At 54.7% G+C, this 20,394-nt stretch carries 19 protein-coding genes and 1 pseudogene; 7 read left to right on the top strand and 13 right to left on the bottom strand.

Annotated elements, in window-relative coordinates; translation table 11 throughout:
- Window position 1 precedes the first annotated feature (1 nt).
- Complete coding sequence (locus tag CCALI_RS11700) at window positions 2–3,502, top strand: ATP-dependent helicase (protein ID WP_016483694.1); 3,501 nt, start codon at window positions 2–4, stop codon at window positions 3,500–3,502.
- Between the two features lie 77 nt (window positions 3,503–3,579).
- On the opposite strand, the gene CCALI_RS11695 is transcribed toward CCALI_RS11700, so the two are convergent.
- From CCALI_RS11695 to sigH, 3 genes are all read right to left on the bottom strand, one after another.
- Window positions 3,580–3,777, bottom strand: a complete 198-nt coding sequence (locus CCALI_RS11695) for a hypothetical protein (protein WP_016483693.1) — start codon at window positions 3,775–3,777, stop codon at window positions 3,580–3,582.
- An 11-nt stretch (window positions 3,778–3,788) separates the two neighbouring features.
- Window positions 3,789–4,088, bottom strand: coding sequence for a hypothetical protein (locus CCALI_RS11690; protein WP_016483692.1), 300 nt, complete (start codon window positions 4,086–4,088; stop codon window positions 3,789–3,791).
- 198 nt (window positions 4,089–4,286) lie between these two features.
- Window positions 4,287–4,973 (bottom strand): RNA polymerase sporulation sigma factor SigH, encoded by a 687-nt coding sequence (gene sigH / locus CCALI_RS11685; RefSeq protein WP_016483691.1) that lies wholly within the window; start codon window positions 4,971–4,973, stop codon window positions 4,287–4,289.
- Window positions 4,974–5,313: 340 nt separating this feature from the next.
- Here sigH and CCALI_RS11680 point away from each other — a divergent pair, with 340 nt between their 5' ends.
- From CCALI_RS11680 to CCALI_RS11655, 6 genes are all read left to right on the top strand, one after another.
- Window positions 5,314–5,781: a GNAT family N-acetyltransferase gene (locus CCALI_RS11680; protein ID WP_016483690.1), complete on the top strand. Its 468-nt coding sequence runs from the start codon at window positions 5,314–5,316 to the stop codon at window positions 5,779–5,781.
- Complete coding sequence (locus CCALI_RS11675) at window positions 5,778–6,482, top strand: type 1 glutamine amidotransferase (RefSeq protein ID WP_016483689.1); 705 nt, start codon at window positions 5,778–5,780, stop codon at window positions 6,480–6,482. Before CCALI_RS11680 ends, CCALI_RS11675 begins: the two co-directional genes overlap by 4 nt.
- Window positions 6,483–6,491: 9 nt before the next feature.
- Window positions 6,492–6,899, top strand: coding sequence for a hypothetical protein (locus CCALI_RS11670; RefSeq protein ID WP_016483688.1), 408 nt, complete (start codon window positions 6,492–6,494; stop codon window positions 6,897–6,899).
- 195 nt (window positions 6,900–7,094) lie between these two features.
- Window positions 7,095–7,706, top strand: coding sequence for a 2,3-bisphosphoglycerate-dependent phosphoglycerate mutase (locus CCALI_RS11665; RefSeq protein WP_016483687.1), 612 nt, complete (start codon window positions 7,095–7,097; stop codon window positions 7,704–7,706).
- Between the two features lie 24 nt (window positions 7,707–7,730).
- Window positions 7,731–8,450: a hypothetical protein gene (locus tag CCALI_RS11660; RefSeq protein ID WP_016483686.1), complete on the top strand. Its 720-nt coding sequence runs from the start codon at window positions 7,731–7,733 to the stop codon at window positions 8,448–8,450.
- A 9-nt stretch (window positions 8,451–8,459) separates the two neighbouring features.
- Window positions 8,460–9,455: an L-threonylcarbamoyladenylate synthase gene (locus CCALI_RS11655; protein ID WP_016483685.1), complete on the top strand. Its 996-nt coding sequence runs from the start codon at window positions 8,460–8,462 to the stop codon at window positions 9,453–9,455.
- A gap of 1,700 nt (window positions 9,456–11,155) precedes the next feature.
- Here the strand turns inward: CCALI_RS11655 and CCALI_RS15405 are convergent.
- The 10 genes and pseudogenes from CCALI_RS15405 to CCALI_RS11600 form a co-directional block, all read right to left on the bottom strand.
- Window positions 11,156–12,118 carry a formylglycine-generating enzyme family protein gene (locus CCALI_RS15405; RefSeq protein WP_016483683.1) on the bottom strand — a complete coding sequence of 321 codons (963 nt, stop codon included), beginning with the start codon at window positions 12,116–12,118 and terminating at the stop codon, window positions 11,156–11,158.
- Window positions 12,119–12,138: 20 nt separating this feature from the next.
- Entirely contained in the window at window positions 12,139–12,345 is a 207-nt protein-coding gene (locus CCALI_RS11645) for a hypothetical protein (RefSeq protein ID WP_016483682.1), read from the bottom strand.
- Between the two features lie 437 nt (window positions 12,346–12,782).
- Complete coding sequence (locus CCALI_RS11640) at window positions 12,783–13,334, bottom strand: coiled-coil domain-containing protein (protein WP_016483681.1); 552 nt, start codon at window positions 13,332–13,334, stop codon at window positions 12,783–12,785.
- A gap of 11 nt (window positions 13,335–13,345) precedes the next feature.
- Window positions 13,346–13,999: a hypothetical protein gene (locus tag CCALI_RS11635; protein WP_016483680.1), complete on the bottom strand. Its 654-nt coding sequence runs from the start codon at window positions 13,997–13,999 to the stop codon at window positions 13,346–13,348.
- A gap of 302 nt (window positions 14,000–14,301) precedes the next feature.
- The gene (locus CCALI_RS11630) at window positions 14,302–14,814 is read right to left on the bottom strand and encodes an RHS repeat domain-containing protein (RefSeq protein ID WP_044949185.1); all 513 of its coding nucleotides are present in this window, start codon (window positions 14,812–14,814) and stop codon (window positions 14,302–14,304) included.
- A gap of 1,235 nt (window positions 14,815–16,049) precedes the next feature.
- Complete coding sequence (locus tag CCALI_RS11620; RefSeq protein ID WP_016483678.1) at window positions 16,050–16,619, bottom strand: RNA polymerase sigma factor; 570 nt, start codon at window positions 16,617–16,619, stop codon at window positions 16,050–16,052.
- Between the two features lie 462 nt (window positions 16,620–17,081).
- The gene (locus CCALI_RS11610) at window positions 17,082–17,492 is read right to left on the bottom strand and encodes a hypothetical protein (RefSeq protein WP_484481994.1); all 411 of its coding nucleotides are present in this window, start codon (window positions 17,490–17,492) and stop codon (window positions 17,082–17,084) included.
- Window positions 17,473–17,712: pseudogene (locus CCALI_RS16980) on the bottom strand (RHS repeat domain-containing protein); the annotation flags it as partial. The gene CCALI_RS11610 and the pseudogene CCALI_RS16980, both read right to left, overlap by 20 nt.
- 81 nt (window positions 17,713–17,793) lie before the next feature.
- Entirely contained in the window at window positions 17,794–18,747 is a 954-nt protein-coding gene (locus tag CCALI_RS11605; RefSeq protein ID WP_156415935.1) for a hypothetical protein, read from the bottom strand.
- Window positions 18,639–20,264 (bottom strand): glycosyl hydrolase, encoded by a 1,626-nt coding sequence (locus tag CCALI_RS11600; protein WP_016483675.1) that lies wholly within the window; start codon window positions 20,262–20,264, stop codon window positions 18,639–18,641. Before CCALI_RS11600 ends, CCALI_RS11605 begins: the two co-directional genes overlap by 109 nt.
- Window positions 20,265–20,394 lie beyond the last annotated feature (130 nt).

The following is a 20,394-nucleotide window of genomic DNA, read 5'->3' as shown; positions in this document are numbered from 1 at the left end:
GATGCCGGATTGGACCGACTTAAAACGCCGCGCCGACGAGAGGCATGAGCGCCTGCGCAAGCTTATGCCTCCTGATACACCTGTGCTTGCGCCCGCCGAAGCGGTGCTAAAGGCCCTTTGCGAGGAAACGGGATTTCAGGAGCATCCGCTGGCCCCCACGGACTCTCTGTTAGCAGGCGCCCTGGCCGTTTTAGAGAGAGATTTCAACGTGATCTACTATGCGAGCGGGCCGGGCATCTCGCCGGAACGCCAGCGCTTTTCCAGAGCCCACGAGTTCGCCCATTTGGAAATCCATCCCGACCTTTCCACCGACTCCTTTGCAGAGGAGGGAGATCAACTCCTTCTATTTCAGTTGCCTTGCGACGGGGCCTCGGAGGTGCAGACTCTGCAGAGCTATAGCCCTCGCATGCGCCAGGAACTTGAAGCAAACCTTTACGCAGCCGAGCTGCTTCTGCCGGCTCCGCGGCTTCGCCAGGCGTTCCTGCAGGAGAACTGGGATTTCCAACGAATCTGCGCGGAAACCGGCCTTTCTGAGGAGTGCGTTGGGGCTCAACTCGCCAGTGCACTCTTGCTGCCTCCCCTACCTGCCCCCAAACCTCCCGTCTCCCCGTCTCCACCCCAAGATGAAAGCCAGTATCGCGCTGCCGTCTCCACCGAAAAAAGGCTTTTAGTGGAGGCCGGCCCTGGAATGGGGAAAACCCGTACGCTGATTGCCCGCCTAGCCTATCTGCTGCAAAATAAAACACCCACGGAAAAGATCTTAGCGCTTACCTTCTCCAACCGAGCTGCCGAAGAGATGCGCTCGCGACTGCGAGAGGCGGTAGGCCCTGTGGCCGACAGGGTCTGGATTGGTACTTTCCATGCTTTCGGCTACGAACTGATCTGCCTAGAGGCCAACCTTTTAGGGCTGCCGCCCGTTCCGAAACTTCTTGAACCCCTTGAGGCAGCACTGCTGTTGTACAACGAGCTAGATACCTTTGATCTTCAAGAGCTGCTCGATTTGGCACAACCCGACCTGGTGCTGCCAGACATCGTTACCTGCATTGCCCGTGCAAAAGATGAGCTTTGCGGGCCGCAGTGCTATCGGGAGCTTGCCGAAAAGGAGCTTGTGAACGCTCTAAACCCAACTGAGCAGAAACGGGCACGGGTAGCTCTAGTTGTTGCTGAAATCTACCGTCGTTATCAAGAGCTTTTGCAGGAGAAGGGGGCACTTGACTTTGGCGATCTGCTTATGCGCCCCGTAGAACTTCTGAGAAAGAGCCAATCGGCTCGCAACCGCTGGCAGGCAAAGTACCAACATATTCTGGTGGACGAGTGCCAGGATATGAACCGCGCAGCGGTGTCCTTGTTACGATGGCTCAGTGAAAGGTGCGAGAGCCTCTGGCTTGTAGGAGACACCCGACAGGCCATCTACAGCTTTCGCGGCTCCGCCGCTATCAATCTCCAGCAACTTGAACAGCTCTTTCCCGGCTTAGAGCGTGTAGCTCTTCAATACAACTACCGCTCGCATCCACGCATCCTAACCCTGTTAAAACAGCTAGCCGATCATTCGTCAAATGCGCAGACATCGTCGGAGGCAGAGCGTCCTCCTGAGTGGCAGGCCGTGCGACAAGGCCATTCGGAGGCGGCCGTGGTCTACGGGCGTCCCCAAACAGAAGAGGAAGAGACGGCTTGGATCGCCCAGACAGCCCGACTCCTTCAGAAGCGCGGCGTTCCTTTTGAAGAGCAAGCCGTGCTGTGCCGTAAGAACCAGCAGGCGGCCGCCATCGCACACGCCCTGTTAAAACGCGGTGTGCCCGTGCAGTTGGTCGCCGACCCGCTTTCACAGCCTGCCGTGCGCCGTCTTATGGCTCTGCTAGCGCTTAGCAGCGGTGGCAGCGGCCTAGCTCTCCTCTCCCTAGGAACTTTGCCGGACTATGCGGTTCCCGAAGCCGATATTACGAAGCTGCTAAAAGCAGCGAACGCTCACAACGCCTCCTTTCCCGGGGCGCTTGCGTTGGCGCAACAGCTGCCTAACCTAAGCGAGCAGGGAAGAAACGGCCTTCAACGACTTCAGGACGACCTCATCGCATGTGCGCAGGGGGGTGCCGATATTTGGCGCTTTTGCGTCCGATATCTCTTTCAACGCAGCCGATGGATAAGAGAGCTGTTGCAATCCCAAACCGATTTGGAAGCGCTACTGCAGCGTTCCGCGATCTACCAGTTTTTGCAGATGACCCTAGGCTGGCCAGGGAGAACAGAGCAAGAGGTATCCCAATTTGTAACTTACGCGCGTCTGCTGATTCGCACCGGCACCAACCGCCGTCTGCGCCTTCCCCCTGAACTTTGTCATACGAACGCCCTGCAGGTAATGACCGTTCATCAGGCCAAAGGACTTGAGTTCACAGCGGTCTACGTGCCGGGCATCGTCAAAGGCAACTATCCGGCGAGGGGACGTGCTGCGTTGGTGTCTCCTCCTCGTGCCCTTCTCCAGGCCGACCATGCGGCTAACGAAGATGATCTGGCAGAGGAGCGCCGACTTTTCTTCGTGGCTCTCTCGCGGGCAAAAGACTATCTCTTTCTCTCAGCCCCGTACTATCGTGGGAGGCGTGAGTTACAAGAGAGCCCATTTCTTCACGAGATCCCGGAGCTAACACCCTTGCGTCGTGCGCCGGAAGCATGGCCAGGGGTCTTCTCATCTCTGTCAGCCAGCAACGAGACAGCTGTTCCCGCCCCGCGATCGAAGGAGTATCGGCTAGTGGGTCGTCCACTCTCTGAAGAGGCCTTTACAGCCTCTGCTTTAGAGTGCTATTTCAGATACTGTCCGAAGCAATACTACTATCGCTATGTCCTAGGTGTGGAGGAGCCGCAACGCGCGCCCTACCTCTGTTTTCGCGAGGCGCTTGACGCCACATTCCGCTGGTTTCTGCAATCACAACGTGCCGGGCAACCGCCCACCTGCGATCACATGAAGAGTCACTTCCTGGAGCAGTATCGCAACCATAGGCTCTCCACGGACAACGTGCACGGGCGGTTGCTGCAAAACTGTGCCCTTCAAGTCCTGTTGCCGAACGCCCATACCCTGCTGTCCGCTCGGCCTCAACTTCAACCAGGCTGGTCACTCTCTGTAGCATTAGGGGGTGGCAGCGTTCGTACCGCTTTTCCGCTGGTGGAGGTTGCAGACTCCCAAGTAACGATTCTCTGTTGGCAACCACGCCCCCTAAAGGACAAAGAGAAGAATAGGCCGCTCTATTCGCTGTTGTACGAGGGTGCCACACAGACTTGGCCAGAACATTCAATCGTTGTCGAGCTCGTCTCGCTTTATGATGGCAACTCACAAGAAGTACGAGGGCAAACTAAGCATGCCAGAGCGCGGATCGAAAAGTTCACAGAGGCACTTCAAGGCATTCGACAAGGGGATTTTCCGGCAAAAGGAAACGCTTGGGAATGCTGCCGCTGCCCCTATCTTTGGGCTTGTGACCGCCATTTCGATTTAGGCGAGGAAGACTCGGAGGAGGAGTGAGCGGCTTGCCCAAAGAAGACCGATCTCTCAGAGGCACGACGCGCGAGACCTTATCCATCAAAGGGTGGCGGAGAGAGTCAGTGTTTTGCGGCCTCGTAGAAGGCGATGATGCCCCCGATGAAGCAGACGATGAGGAAGAAAAGATAGGCGCGAATGGCCGGCCATTTACGAGCGAGGTCGCCGCCGCGGGGAACAAGACATCGAGGGCAGCGTTCGCACTCGCTGGAGTAGCGATACCCACAGGCTTTGCAGGTATGTAGGGGCGGTGTTTGCATGGAAAGAACTCCTACAGCATCTCTTCAAGCGAGGCGCGTCGAGCCGAGACGCGCACCGAGCGTTCCACAAAATCGGAAATGGCCTCTTCCTGTCTCAAGACCCTAATTTGGCGCTTCAGCTCGTTCACCTGAGCCTGCAGCGCCCGCCGCTGTTCGGGCTCATCGGCGGCCATAAGGTCAGCTTGTAACGCCTTCAATCGCTCTTCGAGCACATGGCGTAGCTCTTGTAACTCCACGGCGCGCGGGTTATCACCAAGCGCCTGCTCCACGGCCTGCTCTTCTTCCTCTTCTGGAAGTAATCGGTCGTTCATGGGTGTGTTCTCCAAAAGCGTCCTTTTAATTTAAAATACGGAGCGCTGGCAGCTCTTTGCGCCGAACCAGGCACGACAAACAATATCAGACCTGAGAGGTTCTCAGGTCTGTAGAGAACGGCAAAGCCGGATAGCTATCGAAAACGCAAAATAAGACACGAGCGATCTACTACTTTTCGCTCCCGTCCTAGCAGGTGATTAGCGCGAGGACGAGTTTGCGAAAAGCTGGCTCAAGTTCGCCACGCCCAAAGGCAGCGTCGCGACCTTTCGCTTAATGCGAGCGAGGGCGTTATCCACCGACTTGGTTTTACAACGCAGCTCCTCGGCGATCTCGCGGTAGGACTTACCGAGCTGGTAGCCGGCAAGCACATGCCATTCGAAGTCCGAGAGCAGCTGCCGCAGCATCTCCTGAAGGGCGCGTGTGTCCTCGCCCTGGATCACCAGCTCTTCGGGGTCGGGGGCGTTGGCGCTGGGGATCATATCGCAGAGGCACCAGTCGGAAGAGGCGTCTTCAGGAGGGCCCTCGAGAGGAACGGAGGTATTGAGAGGCATCTGCTTTTGGCGCGTGGCGGTTTTAATGGCGGTAATGATATGGCGTTGAATACAGACTTTTGCGAAGGCTGGGAAAGCGATGGCACGGTCTACCCGAAAGTCCACAATCGCTTGCCACAGTCCTATCATGCCTACTTGTAGAAGATCCTCGCGCTCGGCCCCCACGAGGAAGTAGGACTTTACCTTGGTGCGTACCAGGTTACGGTACTTATACAGAAGGTATTCCGAGGCAGCACGGTCACCCTTTTGCGCTTGCGCGACGATTTCAGCGTCTTGCATATCCGCAAAACGATGGTGACTGGCGGGGAGATGGCGCTGCTGTTCGCTTATCACGCTTGTCCCTCTATCCATTTAGTGTGGAATGAACCTGCCTTAACAGGTTTAGGAAGCGTGGTCTGCAGATATTTCAGCTTTCTAAAAGGATAGACCTTTCGACGAAAGCGAAAGCAATCCGGCAACCAAACCGGTCTGCAGACGTGGCGCTTACAACTTACATTATACAAGAGAATGGAACATAAAACAAGGGGTATGGCAGAATCCATAAAAAATTTTCTTACATTTGCAGTGGGGAACGGCAGAGAGAAGGTTTTTTGCGGGATGGAAACCCTATTTTGTTTGTTTCCACACGCAGAAGCAGACCTCTTCGCGCGTAAAAGAGAGGGGAGGAGATGAGATGGACTACGAGGTGATATGTGTCGAGACAAGCGATCTGCTGCGGGAGGCCTTCGCCGTGCGACTGGAGGTTTTTGTGAAAGAGCAAGGGGTACCCGAAGAGGAAGAACTAGACGTTTATGACGCAGAGGCCGTTCATTTTATAGCAAAGGAAAGGGGAAGCAACAAAGTTATTGGAACCGCGCGCTTGATTCAAAAATCGCCAGAAATTGGAAAAATCGGTCGTGTCGCCGTTCTGCCCGACCATCGCGGAAGAGGCGTCGGCACCCAAATTATGCAAGTAATCGAAAGTTTTGCACATGAAAGAAACTTACGTTACCTTGAGCTTGATGCGCAACTCCAGGCTATTCCTTTCTACGAGCGTTTAGGCTATACTGCTAGTGGTGATATTTTTCTGGATGCAGGCATCCAACACAGAAAAATGACAAAAACGCTCCATAGAGCAGAAAAGGAGACCTCCACAACGTGACCGACGTCCTCGTGCTGCAACATATTGAAATTGAGACCATCGGCACCATCGCACAGGCTTTGCAGGTTGCCGGCCTCTCTCCACATGTCGTCCACGCCTACGCAGGAGAACCCGTTCCCCGTGACCTCCGTGCTTCTGCGGGCCTCATCGTTATGGGCGGACCTATGGGCGTCTACGATAGCCAACGCTATCCCTTCTTAGACGCCGAAAAACGCCTAATCGCCAACGCCATCGAAGCTCATAAACCCATTTTGGGCATCTGCCTTGGCAGTCAGTTGCTTGCCGCCACGCTCGGAGCCAAAGTGTACAAAGGCGCTCAGAAAGAGATCGGCTGGCATCGGCTCACGCTTACCCAAGCAGCTGCGGCCGACCCGCTGTTGCAGGCCACCCCAACCTCTTTTATGGCCTTCCACTGGCACGGCGATGTTTTCGAATGTCCCCAAGGGGCCACGCCGCTAGCCTCCTCCGCGCTCACGCCCTATCAGGCCTTTCGTTATGGCGACAGCGCCTATGGCTTTCTGTTCCATATGGAGGTCACGGAGACGATGATCCAGAACATGGTGCGAACCTTTGCAGAGGAGATTCGAGAGGCCGGGGAAGACGAAACCCAGATACTGACAGAGACGACACAGCATCTACCCCCCTTACAACAGATAGGCCATCAGGTCTTCTCGCGTTGGGTAGCGCTCTTAAAACCGTGAGGTAAACCGATGAAACCGATAGACCTTCCCCGTCAACATCCCCTTCCAATGCGCCACCAGATCAGGAAAGCGCTTGGTTTCCCTCAAGGAAATCTGCTCTTGCTTCTTCTGCACGGCCCCGCGTGTGCGTATTGCCAAACCATAGAGGCACAGCTACAGGAACGCCGCGCTATATGGGAAGCTTGGGGAACGCAGTTGGCTGTTCTGTACGAGGAAACAGCAGGGATCGCGTTGCCGAAAGCAGAGGAGGAGATCGCCCTTCTCTGCCTCGACTTCCGGGGCTGTTTTATGGATGGATGGACGCTCGTGCATCCCGATGAAGTGGACTGGCAGGAGATAGAAGAGACGGTGCGCTGGGTTGCTATTCAGGAGCCAGAGTGCGGCACGTGCTACATCGAGCCAGCTTGGCAGGAGTAGTCTCTTCACACGACCAGCCGCCATCGCGCCCTCCTCGCCTTTTATCCTTCTGTAAGGCCGCCCCCATAGACAAACATGCGCGACATGCCTCTTCAACAGGGAAAGACCTTGTGCTTTTATCAGCTTGCATTCTGTCCTCTGTTGGGGTAGAGTCTCTTCAGCAGAAAAACGTTTGCAAGTAAGAAAGGCTATTTTATGGCGAAGTTGATCCTTTTGCGACATGGACAATCTCTTTGGAATCTGGAGAACCGCTTTACCGGCTGGGTGGATGTTCCCCTAACCCCGCAAGGAGAACAAGAGGCCATCGAGGCTGGAGAGAAGATCAAGGCGGCGGGCATTCATATTGATAAAGCCTTCACGTCAGTGCTGGATCGCGCCAAACAGACCCTACGCCTCTGCCTTCATGCGGCCGGACAAACGAGCGTGCCCACAGAGGAGAGTGAAGCGCTCAACGAGCGTCACTACGGCGATCTGCAGGGGCTGAACAAGGCAGAAACGGCCGCCAAATTTGGCGAGGAACAGGTCAAACTTTGGCGCCGCAGCTACTCGGTTCGTCCGCCAGGCGGAGAAAGCTTGGCGGATACGGCCGCACGCGCTCTGCCCTATTTCTACGACAAAATTCTACCTGAAGTGAAAGCGGGCAAAAATGTGCTGGTTTCGGCACATGGAAACAGCTTGCGTGCCATTGTGATGAAACTTGATAACCTGAGTGAAGAACAGGTTATTGACCTCAACATCCCTAACGGCGTGCCCATCGTTTACGAGATCGACTCGGAGGGTCGCCCCATCAGCAAAACGGAGCTCTAACCGTCTTCCAAGGGAGGTGGCGCCATGCCCCAACAGCCGAATCCGTCCACCGCAACGTTAAAAAGACCGTCAGGGCGCGAGGCCGCATCGGCCTCGTCCCCGCACGATCCGCCGTTTGAGGTGTTGCTTCCTCTTTTCCTACTGCTTGTGCTGCTCTTGTGGCTATGGCGGCGTTGGAGCGTAGGGGCAGCTTGGCGCCGTTACGCCAAAAACCTCCAGGGGGAGATTCGCATGCGCAACCGGTTCTCTCCCGCCTGCATCGCGGCGACCTTTCGCGACCGCCCCTTCCTCTTGGAGACGGCCACCAGCCACGAAGATGAAACGCCTTACTACCACACGCGCGGCGCTCTGCCCATTGGCAACCCCGCCAGCTTCATTTTAGGCGTGCGTCGTAAAAGCCTTTTGGAGGAGATGCAGACGCGCAAAGAGCTCTCGTCCTTCGATCTGAACGATCCGGATTTCGAACGTCGCTTCTTCGTGGTGTGCAACCAGCCTGACGTCCTGCCGCTGGTGTTGACGAAGGAGGCGCGCCGCGAGCTAAGCCGATATCACGATGTTGAGATCTACGTCCGCTTACAGGAGATCGAGTGGCGCCGCGCCGGCGAGGTGTCCGATCTCAAGGCCATGGAGCGACTGAACCACCTTATTGCCGATATGGCGGAAGCCATTGACGCGCTGCCGCCTTCCGACGCTCCCCTCTCGCTGCGCCTCGCCGACGAACAGATGATCGCCAAAGGCATTTGAACCTTTATCATGATAGAGACCAAGTGTGTTCCTGCCACGCCGGAGGCGATTGCGGAGGCAGCTGCACGCATTCGCTCCGGCGAACTGGTGGCTTTTCCCACGGAAACGGTTTACGGTCTGGGGGCTCACGCGCTGAATCCGCAGGCCGTGGCCGCCATTTTTACCGCGAAAGGCCGCCCCGCCACCAACCCCCTGATCGTACACGTGCTCGACATCGAGGCGGCGCGCTCGTTGGTCACCACTTGGCCTGCACACGCCCAACGGCTCGCCGAACGCTTTTGGCCTGGGCCGCTCACGCTGGTTCTCCCGAAAAACGCGTCCGTTCCCGACGAGGTAACCGGCGGTGGTCCCACGGTGGGGCTGCGCGCCCCGTCGCATCCGGTGGCGAGGGCGTTGCTGGAGGCCGCCCGAGTTCCCATCGCCGCCCCCAGCGCCAACCGCTCCAACCATGTCTCCCCCACAACCGCTCAACACGTGTGGGACGACCTTAAGGGACGGATCGCCCTTATCCTCGATGGCGGGCCTACGCAAGGAGGCCTCGAATCTACGGTGCTGAGTTTGGCGGAAGACCCACCTCGCATTCTGCGCTTGGGGCTGATACCTCCGGCAGCTATTGAGGCGGTCGTTGGTCCCATTCGGCTACCTCCTCTAAGTTCCGCCCAGGCAGAGCAAGAGGGCACCCCGTTGCCATCTCCCGGCATGTTGCGCCGACACTATGCGCCCAAAGTCCCTCTCGAAATCGCCGAGAACGCCGCCGCGCGGGTGCAGGAGTTGTTGGCACAAGGGGAGCGCGTTGGGTGGCTTGCGTTGCAGGTGCCGGGGCGGTGGGGTGAGAACGCTGTGGTTATAGAGATGCCGACGTCGGCAGAGGCCTACGCCCAGAGGCTCTATGCCGCCCTACGCGAGCTGGAAGCGGAAGCGGTGACCCGGATCGTGGTGGACGCCCCTCCTCAAACACAAGAATGGCTCGCCATCTGGGATCGGCTTCGTCGTGCCGCCGCCTAGAGACCTCCAAAATTCGGCTTACCAGCTCTCTCGCGCGAAGGCCTGCCATGCTTTCGAGGCAAGTACCTCGGGGATTCCTTTGCTAAATTCGGGTCGCTTGCGTATCATTTCCAAGAACCTCTAGGGCCCGTGATGCCTGGTCCATTGTCCATGCCATGGAGCTGCCGATCACCCCGTCCTCTGCCACAGCCTCCGAGCCCCCACAAAGCCTATCGTCTCACAACGTCCTCTAACGCAACCCCATGCGGATCTCTTGGTTTGCCGTCTACATTGCGCCCGAGCGACGAACCGCACACTCTTACCGCGCTGCTGTTACTTCGAGGGGCGATCTTGTCACCACTTTAACATCATTGCTGTAAGCCCAAATGAAACCAGCATATCCGTGAGCAGTGAGAATGCGTGATCCATTGCGTATCCCCGTCCGACAAGCCCCTCTTTCAACGTCCTGTGAGCTTTTTCAAAGCCTACCGTGAACAAGGTGCCGATACCCCAAAGTACGAGTTGCCCATGGCATTCAAGGCATCGCTCTGCGTCTCTCCATCCCCATAGTTCACGCTGATCAAACGGTTTAGGCTGTCGTAACCATACTGCTCCGTGCAAACGTTCCCGCTGCTGTCGGTGATCTGGTTGGTCAGTCGCTGCCCATCGTTGTCGTAACCGTACGCGCTCTGAGTACAAAACCTTCAAATCCTCTTTGGCCTAAAGTCTCCTCATCCTCGCGTTCACCCACCACAGGAGCATCAGCTGCCCGTACCAACGTGTCCGCAACATCAGTAGCCCGAACTAAGGTATCTAAAACATCAGCAGCCCGCACTAAGTGCTCACCACGCTCCTGAGCTGCTTTTCTCGAATACGCCTAAACACCCCGTATCCGCTCCTTTAAGACTTTGGTTCTATTACGCTCCTATAAAAACCTCAAGTAGGGACGCGCCTCCAAATGACACACGCGCTCCCTGACCCTGACAATCGCCAAACAGAGCTCTAAAAAGTTGCCCTATCTCGCCTTCTAAAATGGCGCCTATCACTTACCAAAATCCCGCATAAAGCCCCCATGTCTTCAGGGCTCAAAGGGGGTGAACCGTTCCATGGAACTAACAGCGTCTTTAACTCCTGTATCGCCCTTTCCCTAGTTCCATCGCCTGCTCCAACCTCCAGGAGACCCAGGCGGCTCCATATCGCGATATCAACAGCTTCCAATCTGAATAAGCACCGAGAATACCAAAAATAGATGAGCTTTAAGAAACAAAGATCAAACGGACACACACAGAGCAAACTTCGATTGAGGAATTGAGCCCAGGCTCTTATCTTCTCCACGAGAGAGGAGGCTTCTGTGATCTTTCGGATATACTTTTTCCTGAAGGTGTACCTCGATCTTATACCATTAATCAGGGCAATCAGAGCGAAGCAAATCAGGCTCATTGTTATAATAGGCAACTGATACTATCTTTTGGGCAACAGGATGGCAAACACTATCCACCCAGCAATTACTGCGACATCCACTAGCGAGTAAAGACCGGGCACATAAATATAGAGTTCCTCGTCATCTCGATCTGTTTTCATTGATAGCATTCCAAACAGAGAGTTAAGTATCTATTCCTGTTGAGCAAAGTGTACCACCAATCATCATACCCTCTGCCACTAAACATACCAGCTCACACGCTGGTGCACCACATCCCGGCGATACGCCAAACCACGATGACCTATGACGTTGATGAACTAACACGCTTCCAATGTCTTTTAGGTTCATCCTCTCGTATGCGGCTCGGATACCAGACACAGCGAAAACCTACATAGGGACTAATCAACCACGGTTCTGCCTCCTCACGAGCTGCGCATACATGAACCGGTGGCTCACTAAGACGATCTCCCCCACGCATCGCACGATCAGCACTTCGCATGATAACCCCCTTACTCCACCGAAAACGCACCAAATACCGCTCCGAAACCAGTTCGCCATATCGGTTTGCTTTAACATCAGGTATCCACAACGAGTTCCAACACCACTCATATGCATTCCCCACCATGTCCAAACAACCATAAGGGCTTTTCCCTAACTCCCCCGCATACACCGAACGCAACGGAGGGATGTTCGCATCCTCATAACGCAACTCCAAATCCTCGGTGAAGTTGCAGTTGCAATGCGCCTCCGTCGGCTCCGCATTCCCCCAAGGATACCGGAAACCAGCCGAACCACGTGCCGCCTTCTCCCACTCTATCTCGGTAGGAAGCGTCTTCCCTGACCATTCGCAATAGGCTAATGCATCGTACCAACTTACAAACACCGCAGGCTTGTCTTCCAAACCCGCTGCATAGCTCCCATCCGCATGCCAGAGATAGATCGCCTCCGCCCTATCCCGATAGTCGCTTCGCTCGGGGTGGTTGGGCATCACGCTCAGACAACTCGGCAGATAGCCTGTTGCTTGTATGAACTGGTGATACTGTTGGTAAGTCACCGGGGTTCGGTCTATCCAAAACTCCTCGACATAGACCCTGCGCAACGAGAGAGCATGCTCAAGGTCAAGTTCTATCTCCTCGATAGTATCTTGGTCTTTCCCCTCACACAAAGCTAGGAAGTCAGCATCAGAAACCCCAAAGGAGAACTCCCCTGCAGGGACATGTACCATTGTGGAAAAGTCTATTTCGTCCGGACAGAACGGTGTCATAATGAATCCTCTCTTTCTGTTCAGATAGACTGGTTGATGTGGTCAATTTCAGCAGCGGTTTCATCATCACCTGCTATATCGAACATAATGGCGATAAAATCAAGGGGATTTTGGTGGAAGTAGGCATCAACACTGCACAAGCCTAGGGCTGCTTTACCTACAGTCTCAGCCCAGGGCCCAAATTTTTCTTTTCCTTTTCGCTCAGCTAGCTGTTCCAACGCCTTCACGAGTTTCCTAGCCTCTTTTTCTCTGTATCTCCAAAAGGATCTTCACTGATGAACCGGCCTAACACCGGATCCATGTATCGTGCCCGCACTCCCTAACCCATCGCAAACACACCAACTTACACGCTGGTACACCACATCTCTCCGTCTTATGATCATTCCCACAATGAAGCATGCCTCTCCTTATCCTTTAATTAGAACCTCTCATTTAGATACTATCCCAAAAGCCTCTCTCAGGCGAGACCCTCTATGAGAAGATCGACGTGTCCTGCTCTGCAAAAATGCTCTGGTTCCTTTAGAGCCATAAGAGACGATTTTAGTTGGAAACCCTCTGCCTTCCAAGAAAATAAGTGGCAAGCAACATCCCCACGTTCCTATTAATGGCTAGAGCGATCCATTTAAGTACATATGTGGGCTATCAATGTATGGTATATCCGGTATTATAGAACACCTTTCATAACCAATCGTCCTTCCTTTAACAGGGCTACTTCAATGGATCCACCTACACTGCACACCTGCACTCCAGTGCCGCGCTCACCGTCCATCACCATGAATTCCCCGCCATCTTCTCGGCTCCTTAACCTTACTCCTAGACCTCCTTGAGGCATCCGACACTCTATAAGCCCGCCCTCTTCATCCACCTCAATCCGTAGCACCTCATGACATCGTGTATCGTATATCCGCATTCTTCCACCCACAAGCGTTGCGTCCACTACCACAGCTACCCTTCCGCATGCATCGAGCACCTGAATTGCACCTCCCTCCTCACTACCCACCAGACATACACCAGCCTGACCTTCTGGTTTCAACACCCGAAACTCCGTTCGCTGCGAGTCGTACACTACCTGTAGCCTAGGGCTTAAAGGCAGGGTTTCCGTAGCCCTTTCCTGTGAGCTGTCTCCTGCCTCTCTGTTCAGCTCTCTATCCACTTGCCCTTCCAACTCAGCAAGCCGTCGTTCCAAGGCTGCCAGTCGCTCGCGAGTATTGTCCATCTTTACCTCCTTCACCACCGCAGTTTGAGTTCATGTTCTAGAACGCCATACATGAAGTACACTTCCATTCCGTTTTGGGTGTTGTAGAGGTCTATCCCTTTGAACCTTCCCCGTGCTACAGCCTTGAAGATTGAAAAACCCCCTCCGATAGCCGTGCTGTTCATCCCAAAACCAAACCTCCCCGCTAGCAGCGGCTCGAACTCTACACCCCCGCCATCGGAGCCGAACACTCCGCTACCGAACTCGACTTCTGTCTGAGCAAACAGGCGGATTGTAGATTTAGATTGCGGTCCGTTATGGCTAAAAAATTCTACAAATCCCCCCTCATCGCAGCTATGCACATGGACCCCTAAACCTTTCTTTGAATTGAAAACGCTCACCCCTCCCCCTATCCCCCAGAGTGTTTCCAACCACCCAGCCACCAAACAAACACAGGTACTTCCTTCAGGGCTTAATACCCGCAGCTCTGTTCGCCGTTCTCCTGAAATCAAGGCGAGGCGTGGTGCGATGTAGGTTATAGGTGGCCCAGGATCTCGTGCCTTTTGCGCATTGATTGCTTCATTTCGTCTGCTCTCAAGCTTGGAGAGAGATAGCTCTAAACGCGCAACACGCTGCTCCAAGGCTAGAAGCTTTTTCAATAGCCCTTCTTCCTCATCTTGGATCACGTTTAAGGTTTCTCCTTGATGTAATGGATTCTATAACAATGCGTTAAGTATCTCATTAAGTTTTTCGACCTGACTAGCAAGGAAATAATGAGAACCAAAATAGTATGTAAGAGTTGGGTCGCTAGTAAGTTTTACAAGCCATGTCCCATCGTTTTGCAGTACAAAACGGAACAATGTACGTCCACCTCGGTTGTTTCTAAAAACTATACCTGCATTTTGCCCTCGATCAAAACCATATTCAATAGCCTCACTGAGGCATTCATATTCTTCCTGTAGAATCGTGACAATTTCTTGGGCACAGCCTAGTACAGCGCGCGCAATGGGAGCACCCGTGAATCTAACATAGCCTCCTCAGCTGTAGCGTAGGCGATATCTAATGCCGTACCCGCAAGCCCACTGGGGTCGGTGAAGTTGATGGGGTTCTCGATGCAATAGAGAAACCAATTGCTGCTATGCTTGGCTGGGTCTTCACTGATGAACCGGCCTAACACCGGATCCATGTATCGTGCCTGCATGTAGATGAGCCCCGTACTCCCATCGCTCTCATGGCCTAAACGCCCCACATACTTCTCAGAACTGCTCCCTGCCTGACCGCTCCGCACCAAACCGTATACATCGTACTTCCTGCTCGCCGTCACATTTCCACTCGGATCTACCTCCTCCACCACACTCCCTAATCCATCGTAAACATACCAGTTCACACGCTGGTGCACCACATCCCGACGATACTCCGGACCACGAGCCCCCAACAGATACACCGCCGAAAGGTAGGGCGCGTTCGTCCCTTGCGCATAACCCAACTCCTCTACCGGCATGCTCCCATCCTAAACCGTATCCGTTTTACTCCCTAAGCTTCCCCTTATTGCTCCTTCCCTGAGACACCCCTGCTGCCCACTGGCCCTACCCAACTAGCTAGATGCCTCCTTAACCAACCATAGAGACCGGCTACGAGACCTTTTAGCTGCTCGTGAGGTAGATCGAAGAGATCACCTAAGAGAGCAACTATGCACCACGACGACACAGACACCGGAAGAGTACCAACTATCGCTCCATAAAATACAATGCCAGCCAGAACACCGCGCAGAAAATTGCTTACATATAATGTAGCTTTAAAAAACATTCTGAAAGCAATCAAAACAATGTCTCGGCCCTCTTTTCTCTCTTCCTCGTTCAAATAGCGGATAACGCCCATCGGAACGTCAGTAAGATAACACAAAGCAATAGCGGTTGCAATAGCTACCACGACCCACTCCAACACCGACCAGTGTGGCAGCGTAAGGTGCACTCTTATAGTCGACAAAGACAAGAGCGTCACGCTTAAACTGAACAAGCAGGTACTGTGCGGACTACATTCGGACGATGGGGTCTTCGTCCCTCTTTCTACACCCCGTGATAATCCTTGCATGTTTTGAGCCTCGTTTTGTCCCCTATCATATAATTTTGTATATTACCAGATATCGCTATCAAGCTAGTTGTCTTTTGTAGGTCCTCCTGCTCGTTTCCTCCCTAAGAATGATGGCTAGTCCCCAGGAATCGTATAATCTATCTGATCAGAGGGAACAGGACCTTCTATCAACATCACCTCCTGCTCTAAAGTTTCCTGCCCAAAGCTCAGCAAGGCGTCTTGCACAAGAGCATTGCCGGCCTCGACAGCTCCTGCACCGCTCACCGCGCGTGCCCGCTGCTTCTAACCACGCTCCTAAAAGCATGCAGCAGAGCGCCAGATAAAAACCTCCTGCTCTCCTTGCATTCCTAAGCATCTCGCCACTCCTTTCTTTATGGGAAAAAAGACCGACACGCTCGCAGCTTCATTTAGGGAGATCACTACAAAGGAGATGAAGGGGATGAAGTCCCTAAAATTGCACCTTTGTAATAATAAGGCAGGAGGGAGTGCCCTTTATGACGGGTAATTTTTGGGAAATTAGAAGTTCCTTAGATGACGCGGTCGAAGCATTAGAGAGCCTATCTTTTTGCCATGCTCTGCTATGCCGATGAGCGCGCGAAGACAGAGGGCTGCGCAGAAAGATGTCAAAGAGCTTTTCAAACAAGACTAAGGGATCTCCCCATCCCAACCATGTCGTTCAAGCCATGCTCTCACACGAAGGCGCGCTCTCTGCAACCGATGGCACAACGCGTCCGGAGTGGTCCCCGCCAACGCTGCAAGCTCTTTTAGCGGGACGTGTTCCACAAAATGCGCGAGAAAGATCGCTTGCAAAGAATCGTCTAAGTTCTCCTCGATGGCTTTATAAAGCAAACTCTCCGTGCACTTGCGCTCTAGGGCGGCTTCTGGGGTTGGAGCCGTATCGGGCAGCTGCAAAAGCTCTTCTTTGCCTTCGTCTAGCAAGACTTCATGTTTCGTTCTTGACTGATAGCGTCGTTGAAAGTTACGCACCACTTTCACCACAAATTTTATCCAGTTCTGTGGCTGGAGGCAGGGAGTCTCCCCCTCCCGCAGTTGCTCCAATACCAAAAGGACCGCTTCAGAGCCGCAGTCATAAACCTCCTGCGGTGGTAGCTTTCTGCGTCGCGCGAGGCACTCGGCTATGCGACGGATCAGAAGAAGGAATTTTTCCTCATCATAACCGGTCTCTTGACAGGAAAGGAAAAATGAGGACCCCATGGAATTCCTCCTCAGAGGTATCGAATGAAAGTATTTTAACATGAACACTCGTAAAAAGGAGCACTTTTTTGAGCACAAAATGGAGACAATCTTCTTAAAATATCGCTACTACCAAATTCGTTTTCAAAGGGTCACTCATTCGGAGCAAATGTACAATGAGAAACGCTTTCATATCACTCGACACTCAGGGAATCTCCCCAAGGGTGAGATGATCCAATCGCTTAGCGTAGGTTCGAACGCATGACGGGGCAACAGTAGAATCGGGTATCCAAGCGAACGGACGGCGTGTTTCATTAGATGATGTTTACTACCCAGGCTATCTCACCAAGGGCATTTCCCATATCCTTACGGATAAGGCTATGAACACTCGACGTGTAGACCCCGCCGGTGAAAAGGCCGCCATCATGCGGTCGCTGCGTACTATCTTTCTTCTAACAGTTTCAGTCCTGTTCTCCATCAGGTTTAGGTTGCAACGGCACCTGCCGCGTCGTACACAAAGGTGGTGGTGAACCCGTTGACGGTCCCGCTCAGTCGGTTGCCCTCTCCATCGAGGGTGTAGGAGATGCTGTAGCTATTGCTGCCGGTGCGGCTCTCCGCCACCAAACGCCCTGCGCCGTCGTAACTATAGCTTACCAAAGAACCGTCGGCCTCCGCCACGCTGGTGCGCCGTCCATCCACGTCGTACACATAGCTGAAAGAGGCTAGGGTGGTGTTGGCGGAGGTTTTGCTTACCACACTCAGCAGATGGTTATCGGCATCGTAGGTGCGGCTTATGCTTACCCCGTTGGGACGAGTCTCCATAACGAGGTTGCCATCGGCATCGTAAGCTGTAGCTAGTGGTGCCCGCTGCTTCGGAGATGCTAGCCACCTCATCACGAGCGGTGTAGGTATAGGTGATGGTGCGCCCACTCGCATTGGTTACTGACGTAAGCAGTCCCTTCTCGCCTGTGCCATCGTAGGTATACGTCACCACCACGCTGCCGTTATGGCTCTCTTGGGCAAGGCGGTCGTCGGCATCGTAGGTGCGCGTTAAGTAAAAAATTTTTTTGATTTTTACCCATCGAACTCTCTGACCTATTAGGAAAAAGCTTATGGTGAAGTGTAAGAGCGGCGTGGTACTGGCTTAAGCCGGTAAGATGCCGGCGCTCCCAGGTTCTGAACAAGGTTTCTCAGGCTAATTGGCTAGAGAGCCTGTTAGTGCCTCGAGCACGCTCTCGGCTGGACAGGCGACGGAGAGTAGGCAGCGCGAACCAAAAGCGGCCTTCCCACTACGCCACTCCCACGGCGCGCCGCTGGACAGCTCTTTTTCCAGCGAATCGGTGTACTGTTGTAAGATCTGTATCGCAGCCGGTCGGTCGGTTTGGGCAATGGCAACGGCTAACCATCCGACCGGAAATCCCCAGTATCCACCGTTTTCCCCCTCATCCGGCGCATCGGTCGTTGCCTCCCAATAGCCCCCGTAACTGCCAGATGGCGGCAAAGCCCGCACATAGCCCTGTAAAGTGAGGCCGCCCGCCTTATAGAGCTGATCTAGATGCCGCGCAACCGCGTTGCCGATGTCACTGGGAAGCGCCTGCAACACCAACGCGTAAGCGGAGGCCCAAACATCCTCCTTTCGCCCCCGCCGAGTGGCCGATAGCAAGAGACCGGTATCTTGGCCGTTTACCTGCCCCAACGGAACGTAGAAGGTGGACACAAGCGAGGCCCGAATGCGCTCGGCAATGCTTTGGTAGTCTCGTGCGCGCACCGCATCGTCTATCGCGCTGAAAAGGTTCGCCAGAATCTGCGCCGCTTGCAGCCGCAAAAGCGAGGGCATAAGGCAAAAACCGGCCTTCTGCACGTGGTCGGCGAAGACCCAGTCCACGCGAGCGTCCTCTGGAGTGCCGCCCACGGCCACCAAGCCGGTGGTCTTGTCGGCCTCAATGGAGTTGAAGGCGTTTTCGGCTATCTGCCATAAGGGCAGGGAGCCTTGTGACGTGGCAAAACGCGCCCGCAAAAGGTTCGGCTCGCCACGCTGGGTTATCGCCGCCTGCACCAACAAAAGAAACCAGTAGGCGCCATCCGCCGGTGGGAGATGCCCAAAAGCCCCTGTGCCCTGCTCACCACCCCTTTGGCATCGGGGAACCAACAGGCCGTTCCATCGGGGGCCACCCAGTCCGGCATGCTGTAGGCGGGCACGCTAAGGCCGCCAGCGAAGCGAAGCGGGCTGCCACCGTTTTGTAGCCTCGCGAGCAGACGAATCCATCCCTCTATCTCTTTTGAGGAGAGAAGGCCGGTTTGCGCCAGCAGAGCGAGGTCGGCCACGCGAAAACGAGGGCTTTGATCGTAGGGCAGAAGCAGATCGGTGCCGGTACGATTGAGCAGTGTGCCTCGTTTCCCGTTCGGAGGTAGGCGCATCGCTTGTAGCAACGGCAGAGCAAGCGTTTGTAGCTGAGTGGCAAGCGTGTGCAGACGGTCGTTCGCCACCGCGATCTCGGTGGCGAAAAGCTCTGGTGGCAAAGCGACCAATACATGACGTGCTACCGTGTCGGCGATAAAGGCGTTGGCGGTCTTCATCGCTACAGCAAGCTTGGGTGTGGTTTGCCATGAAAGCGTAAAGTTCGTGGGCGGGTCCGACTCCCAATCTTGCACGGCGGCCAGCGGCGCATCCGTAATCTGTAACCTCTGCATGAGGTTGAGCATCCAAGGGGCGCTCTGCTCTACCCCCTTGCTCTGAACCGCTTGGCCAAAAGCGCCCACAAACAGCGGCCGATGAAGATCTAAAGCGACGCGTTGCACCCATGGCAGAGTCAGCGCTTGGGTGTCGTCGCGGGTTAACCAGAGCGGTGTGGCCTCGCCAGGTGGCGCCAGATGCACGCTGAGGATATCAATGCCGTTGGGGTTCCGCAGCGCCACCATTTCCTGAAACTGCGGCAATGTATCCAACGGCTGAGGAGGGCCTGCCGGCTGAGTTAAGCCTCGTCGGCGCGCCTCATAAAGGTTCCAGGCATCCGGACGCGGCATGCCGTTGCCGGAACAGACTAGGTGATTCTTATCTAACCCATGGATCTGCTGCGCGATCTGCGCTAAAAAGGCGCTCAGCTGGTCGGAACTGTACGCCGCAGGGTCGTTCGGAGAAAGCAGATCGGCCTCTCTATCGAGGTCGCTGCCGATCTCCCAAAAAAGAATGAAAGGGTCGTTGTAGTAGCGCGACACCATCGCCGCAATGTAGGCCTTGGCGAGCTGATAGGCCGGCGTGCCAGCAGTTAAGAGCGCGTGTAGGCCTTCAGCTGGCTGCTGAGCCACCTGCACCAGGGTCTGCCCATCCCACAGCAACGAGGGCACGAGGAGCAGATGGTGTTTTTGCAGGGCCGCCTGCATCGCGTCGAATTTGGCAAAATAGCCTTTGGGGTCGGAACGAAATTGGGAAAACAGGGTCGCGTTTAACGGAACGGCAGCACAACGCACAAAGCGCGCCCCCACCGTTTCCGCATCGGCTAACGCCGTTTCCGCCGAGCTCTCATGGCCGCTTAGGAAGCGATCGAAAAGATCGGGGATGGTAACGCCGATGTTGCGAAAGGGAAGGTCTCCGAGATAGAGCGCGTTGTTCTCGATGTGGAGAAAAGGTGGCGGGGCTGCCGCCGTGCTCGCCCCCAGCAGAGCCATCCAGAGACATCCTAGAACGAACCAAGCGCTAGAAAAGCTAAAATTACGTTTCATTCAGTTGCTTGCGAAACCGATACCGTGTAGAATATCTAAAGGGAGGGAAGAGAAGCGAGCCGAGAGATCGCTCCCT

Source organism: Chthonomonas calidirosea T49 (assembly GCF_000427095.1).
GTDB lineage: Bacteria > Armatimonadota > Chthonomonadetes > Chthonomonadales > Chthonomonadaceae > Chthonomonas > Chthonomonas calidirosea.
Note: the sequence above shows the minus strand (reverse complement) of the source record. Positions and strands in the feature narration are given on the sequence as shown.

Bases quoted from the DNA above. Each gene is read 5' to 3' on its own strand.
- CCALI_RS11700 (WP_016483694.1), top strand. From the start codon at position 2: ATGCCGGATTGGACCGACTTAAAACGCCGCGCCGACGAGAGGCATGAG.
- CCALI_RS11695 (WP_016483693.1), bottom strand. From the start codon at position 3,777: ATGCAAACACCGCCCCTACATACCTGCAAAGCCTGTGGGTATCGCTAC.
- CCALI_RS11690 (WP_016483692.1), bottom strand. From the start codon at position 4,088: ATGAACGACCGATTACTTCCAGAAGAGGAAGAAGAGCAGGCCGTGGAG.
- CCALI_RS11680 (WP_016483690.1), top strand. From the start codon at position 5,314: ATGGACTACGAGGTGATATGTGTCGAGACAAGCGATCTGCTGCGGGAG.
- CCALI_RS11670 (WP_016483688.1), top strand. From the start codon at position 6,492: ATGAAACCGATAGACCTTCCCCGTCAACATCCCCTTCCAATGCGCCAC.
- CCALI_RS11665 (WP_016483687.1), top strand. From the start codon at position 7,095: ATGGCGAAGTTGATCCTTTTGCGACATGGACAATCTCTTTGGAATCTG.
- CCALI_RS11660 (WP_016483686.1), top strand. From the start codon at position 7,731: ATGCCCCAACAGCCGAATCCGTCCACCGCAACGTTAAAAAGACCGTCA.
- CCALI_RS11655 (WP_016483685.1), top strand. From the start codon at position 8,460: ATGATAGAGACCAAGTGTGTTCCTGCCACGCCGGAGGCGATTGCGGAG.
- CCALI_RS15405 (WP_016483683.1), bottom strand. From the start codon at position 12,118: ATGACACCGTTCTGTCCGGACGAAATAGACTTTTCCACAATGGTACAT.
- CCALI_RS11640 (WP_016483681.1), bottom strand. From the start codon at position 13,334: ATGGACAATACTCGCGAGCGACTGGCAGCCTTGGAACGACGGCTTGCT.
- CCALI_RS11630 (WP_044949185.1), bottom strand. From the start codon at position 14,814: ATGCCGGTAGAGGAGTTGGGTTATGCGCAAGGGACGAACGCGCCCTAC.
- CCALI_RS11620 (WP_016483678.1), bottom strand. From the start codon at position 16,619: ATGGGGTCCTCATTTTTCCTTTCCTGTCAAGAGACCGGTTATGATGAG.
- CCALI_RS11610 (WP_484481994.1), bottom strand. From the start codon at position 17,492: ATGAGGTGGCTAGCATCTCCGAAGCAGCGGGCACCACTAGCTACAGCT.
- CCALI_RS11600 (WP_016483675.1), bottom strand. From the start codon at position 20,264: ATGGCTCTGCTGGGGGCGAGCACGGCGGCAGCCCCGCCACCTTTTCTC.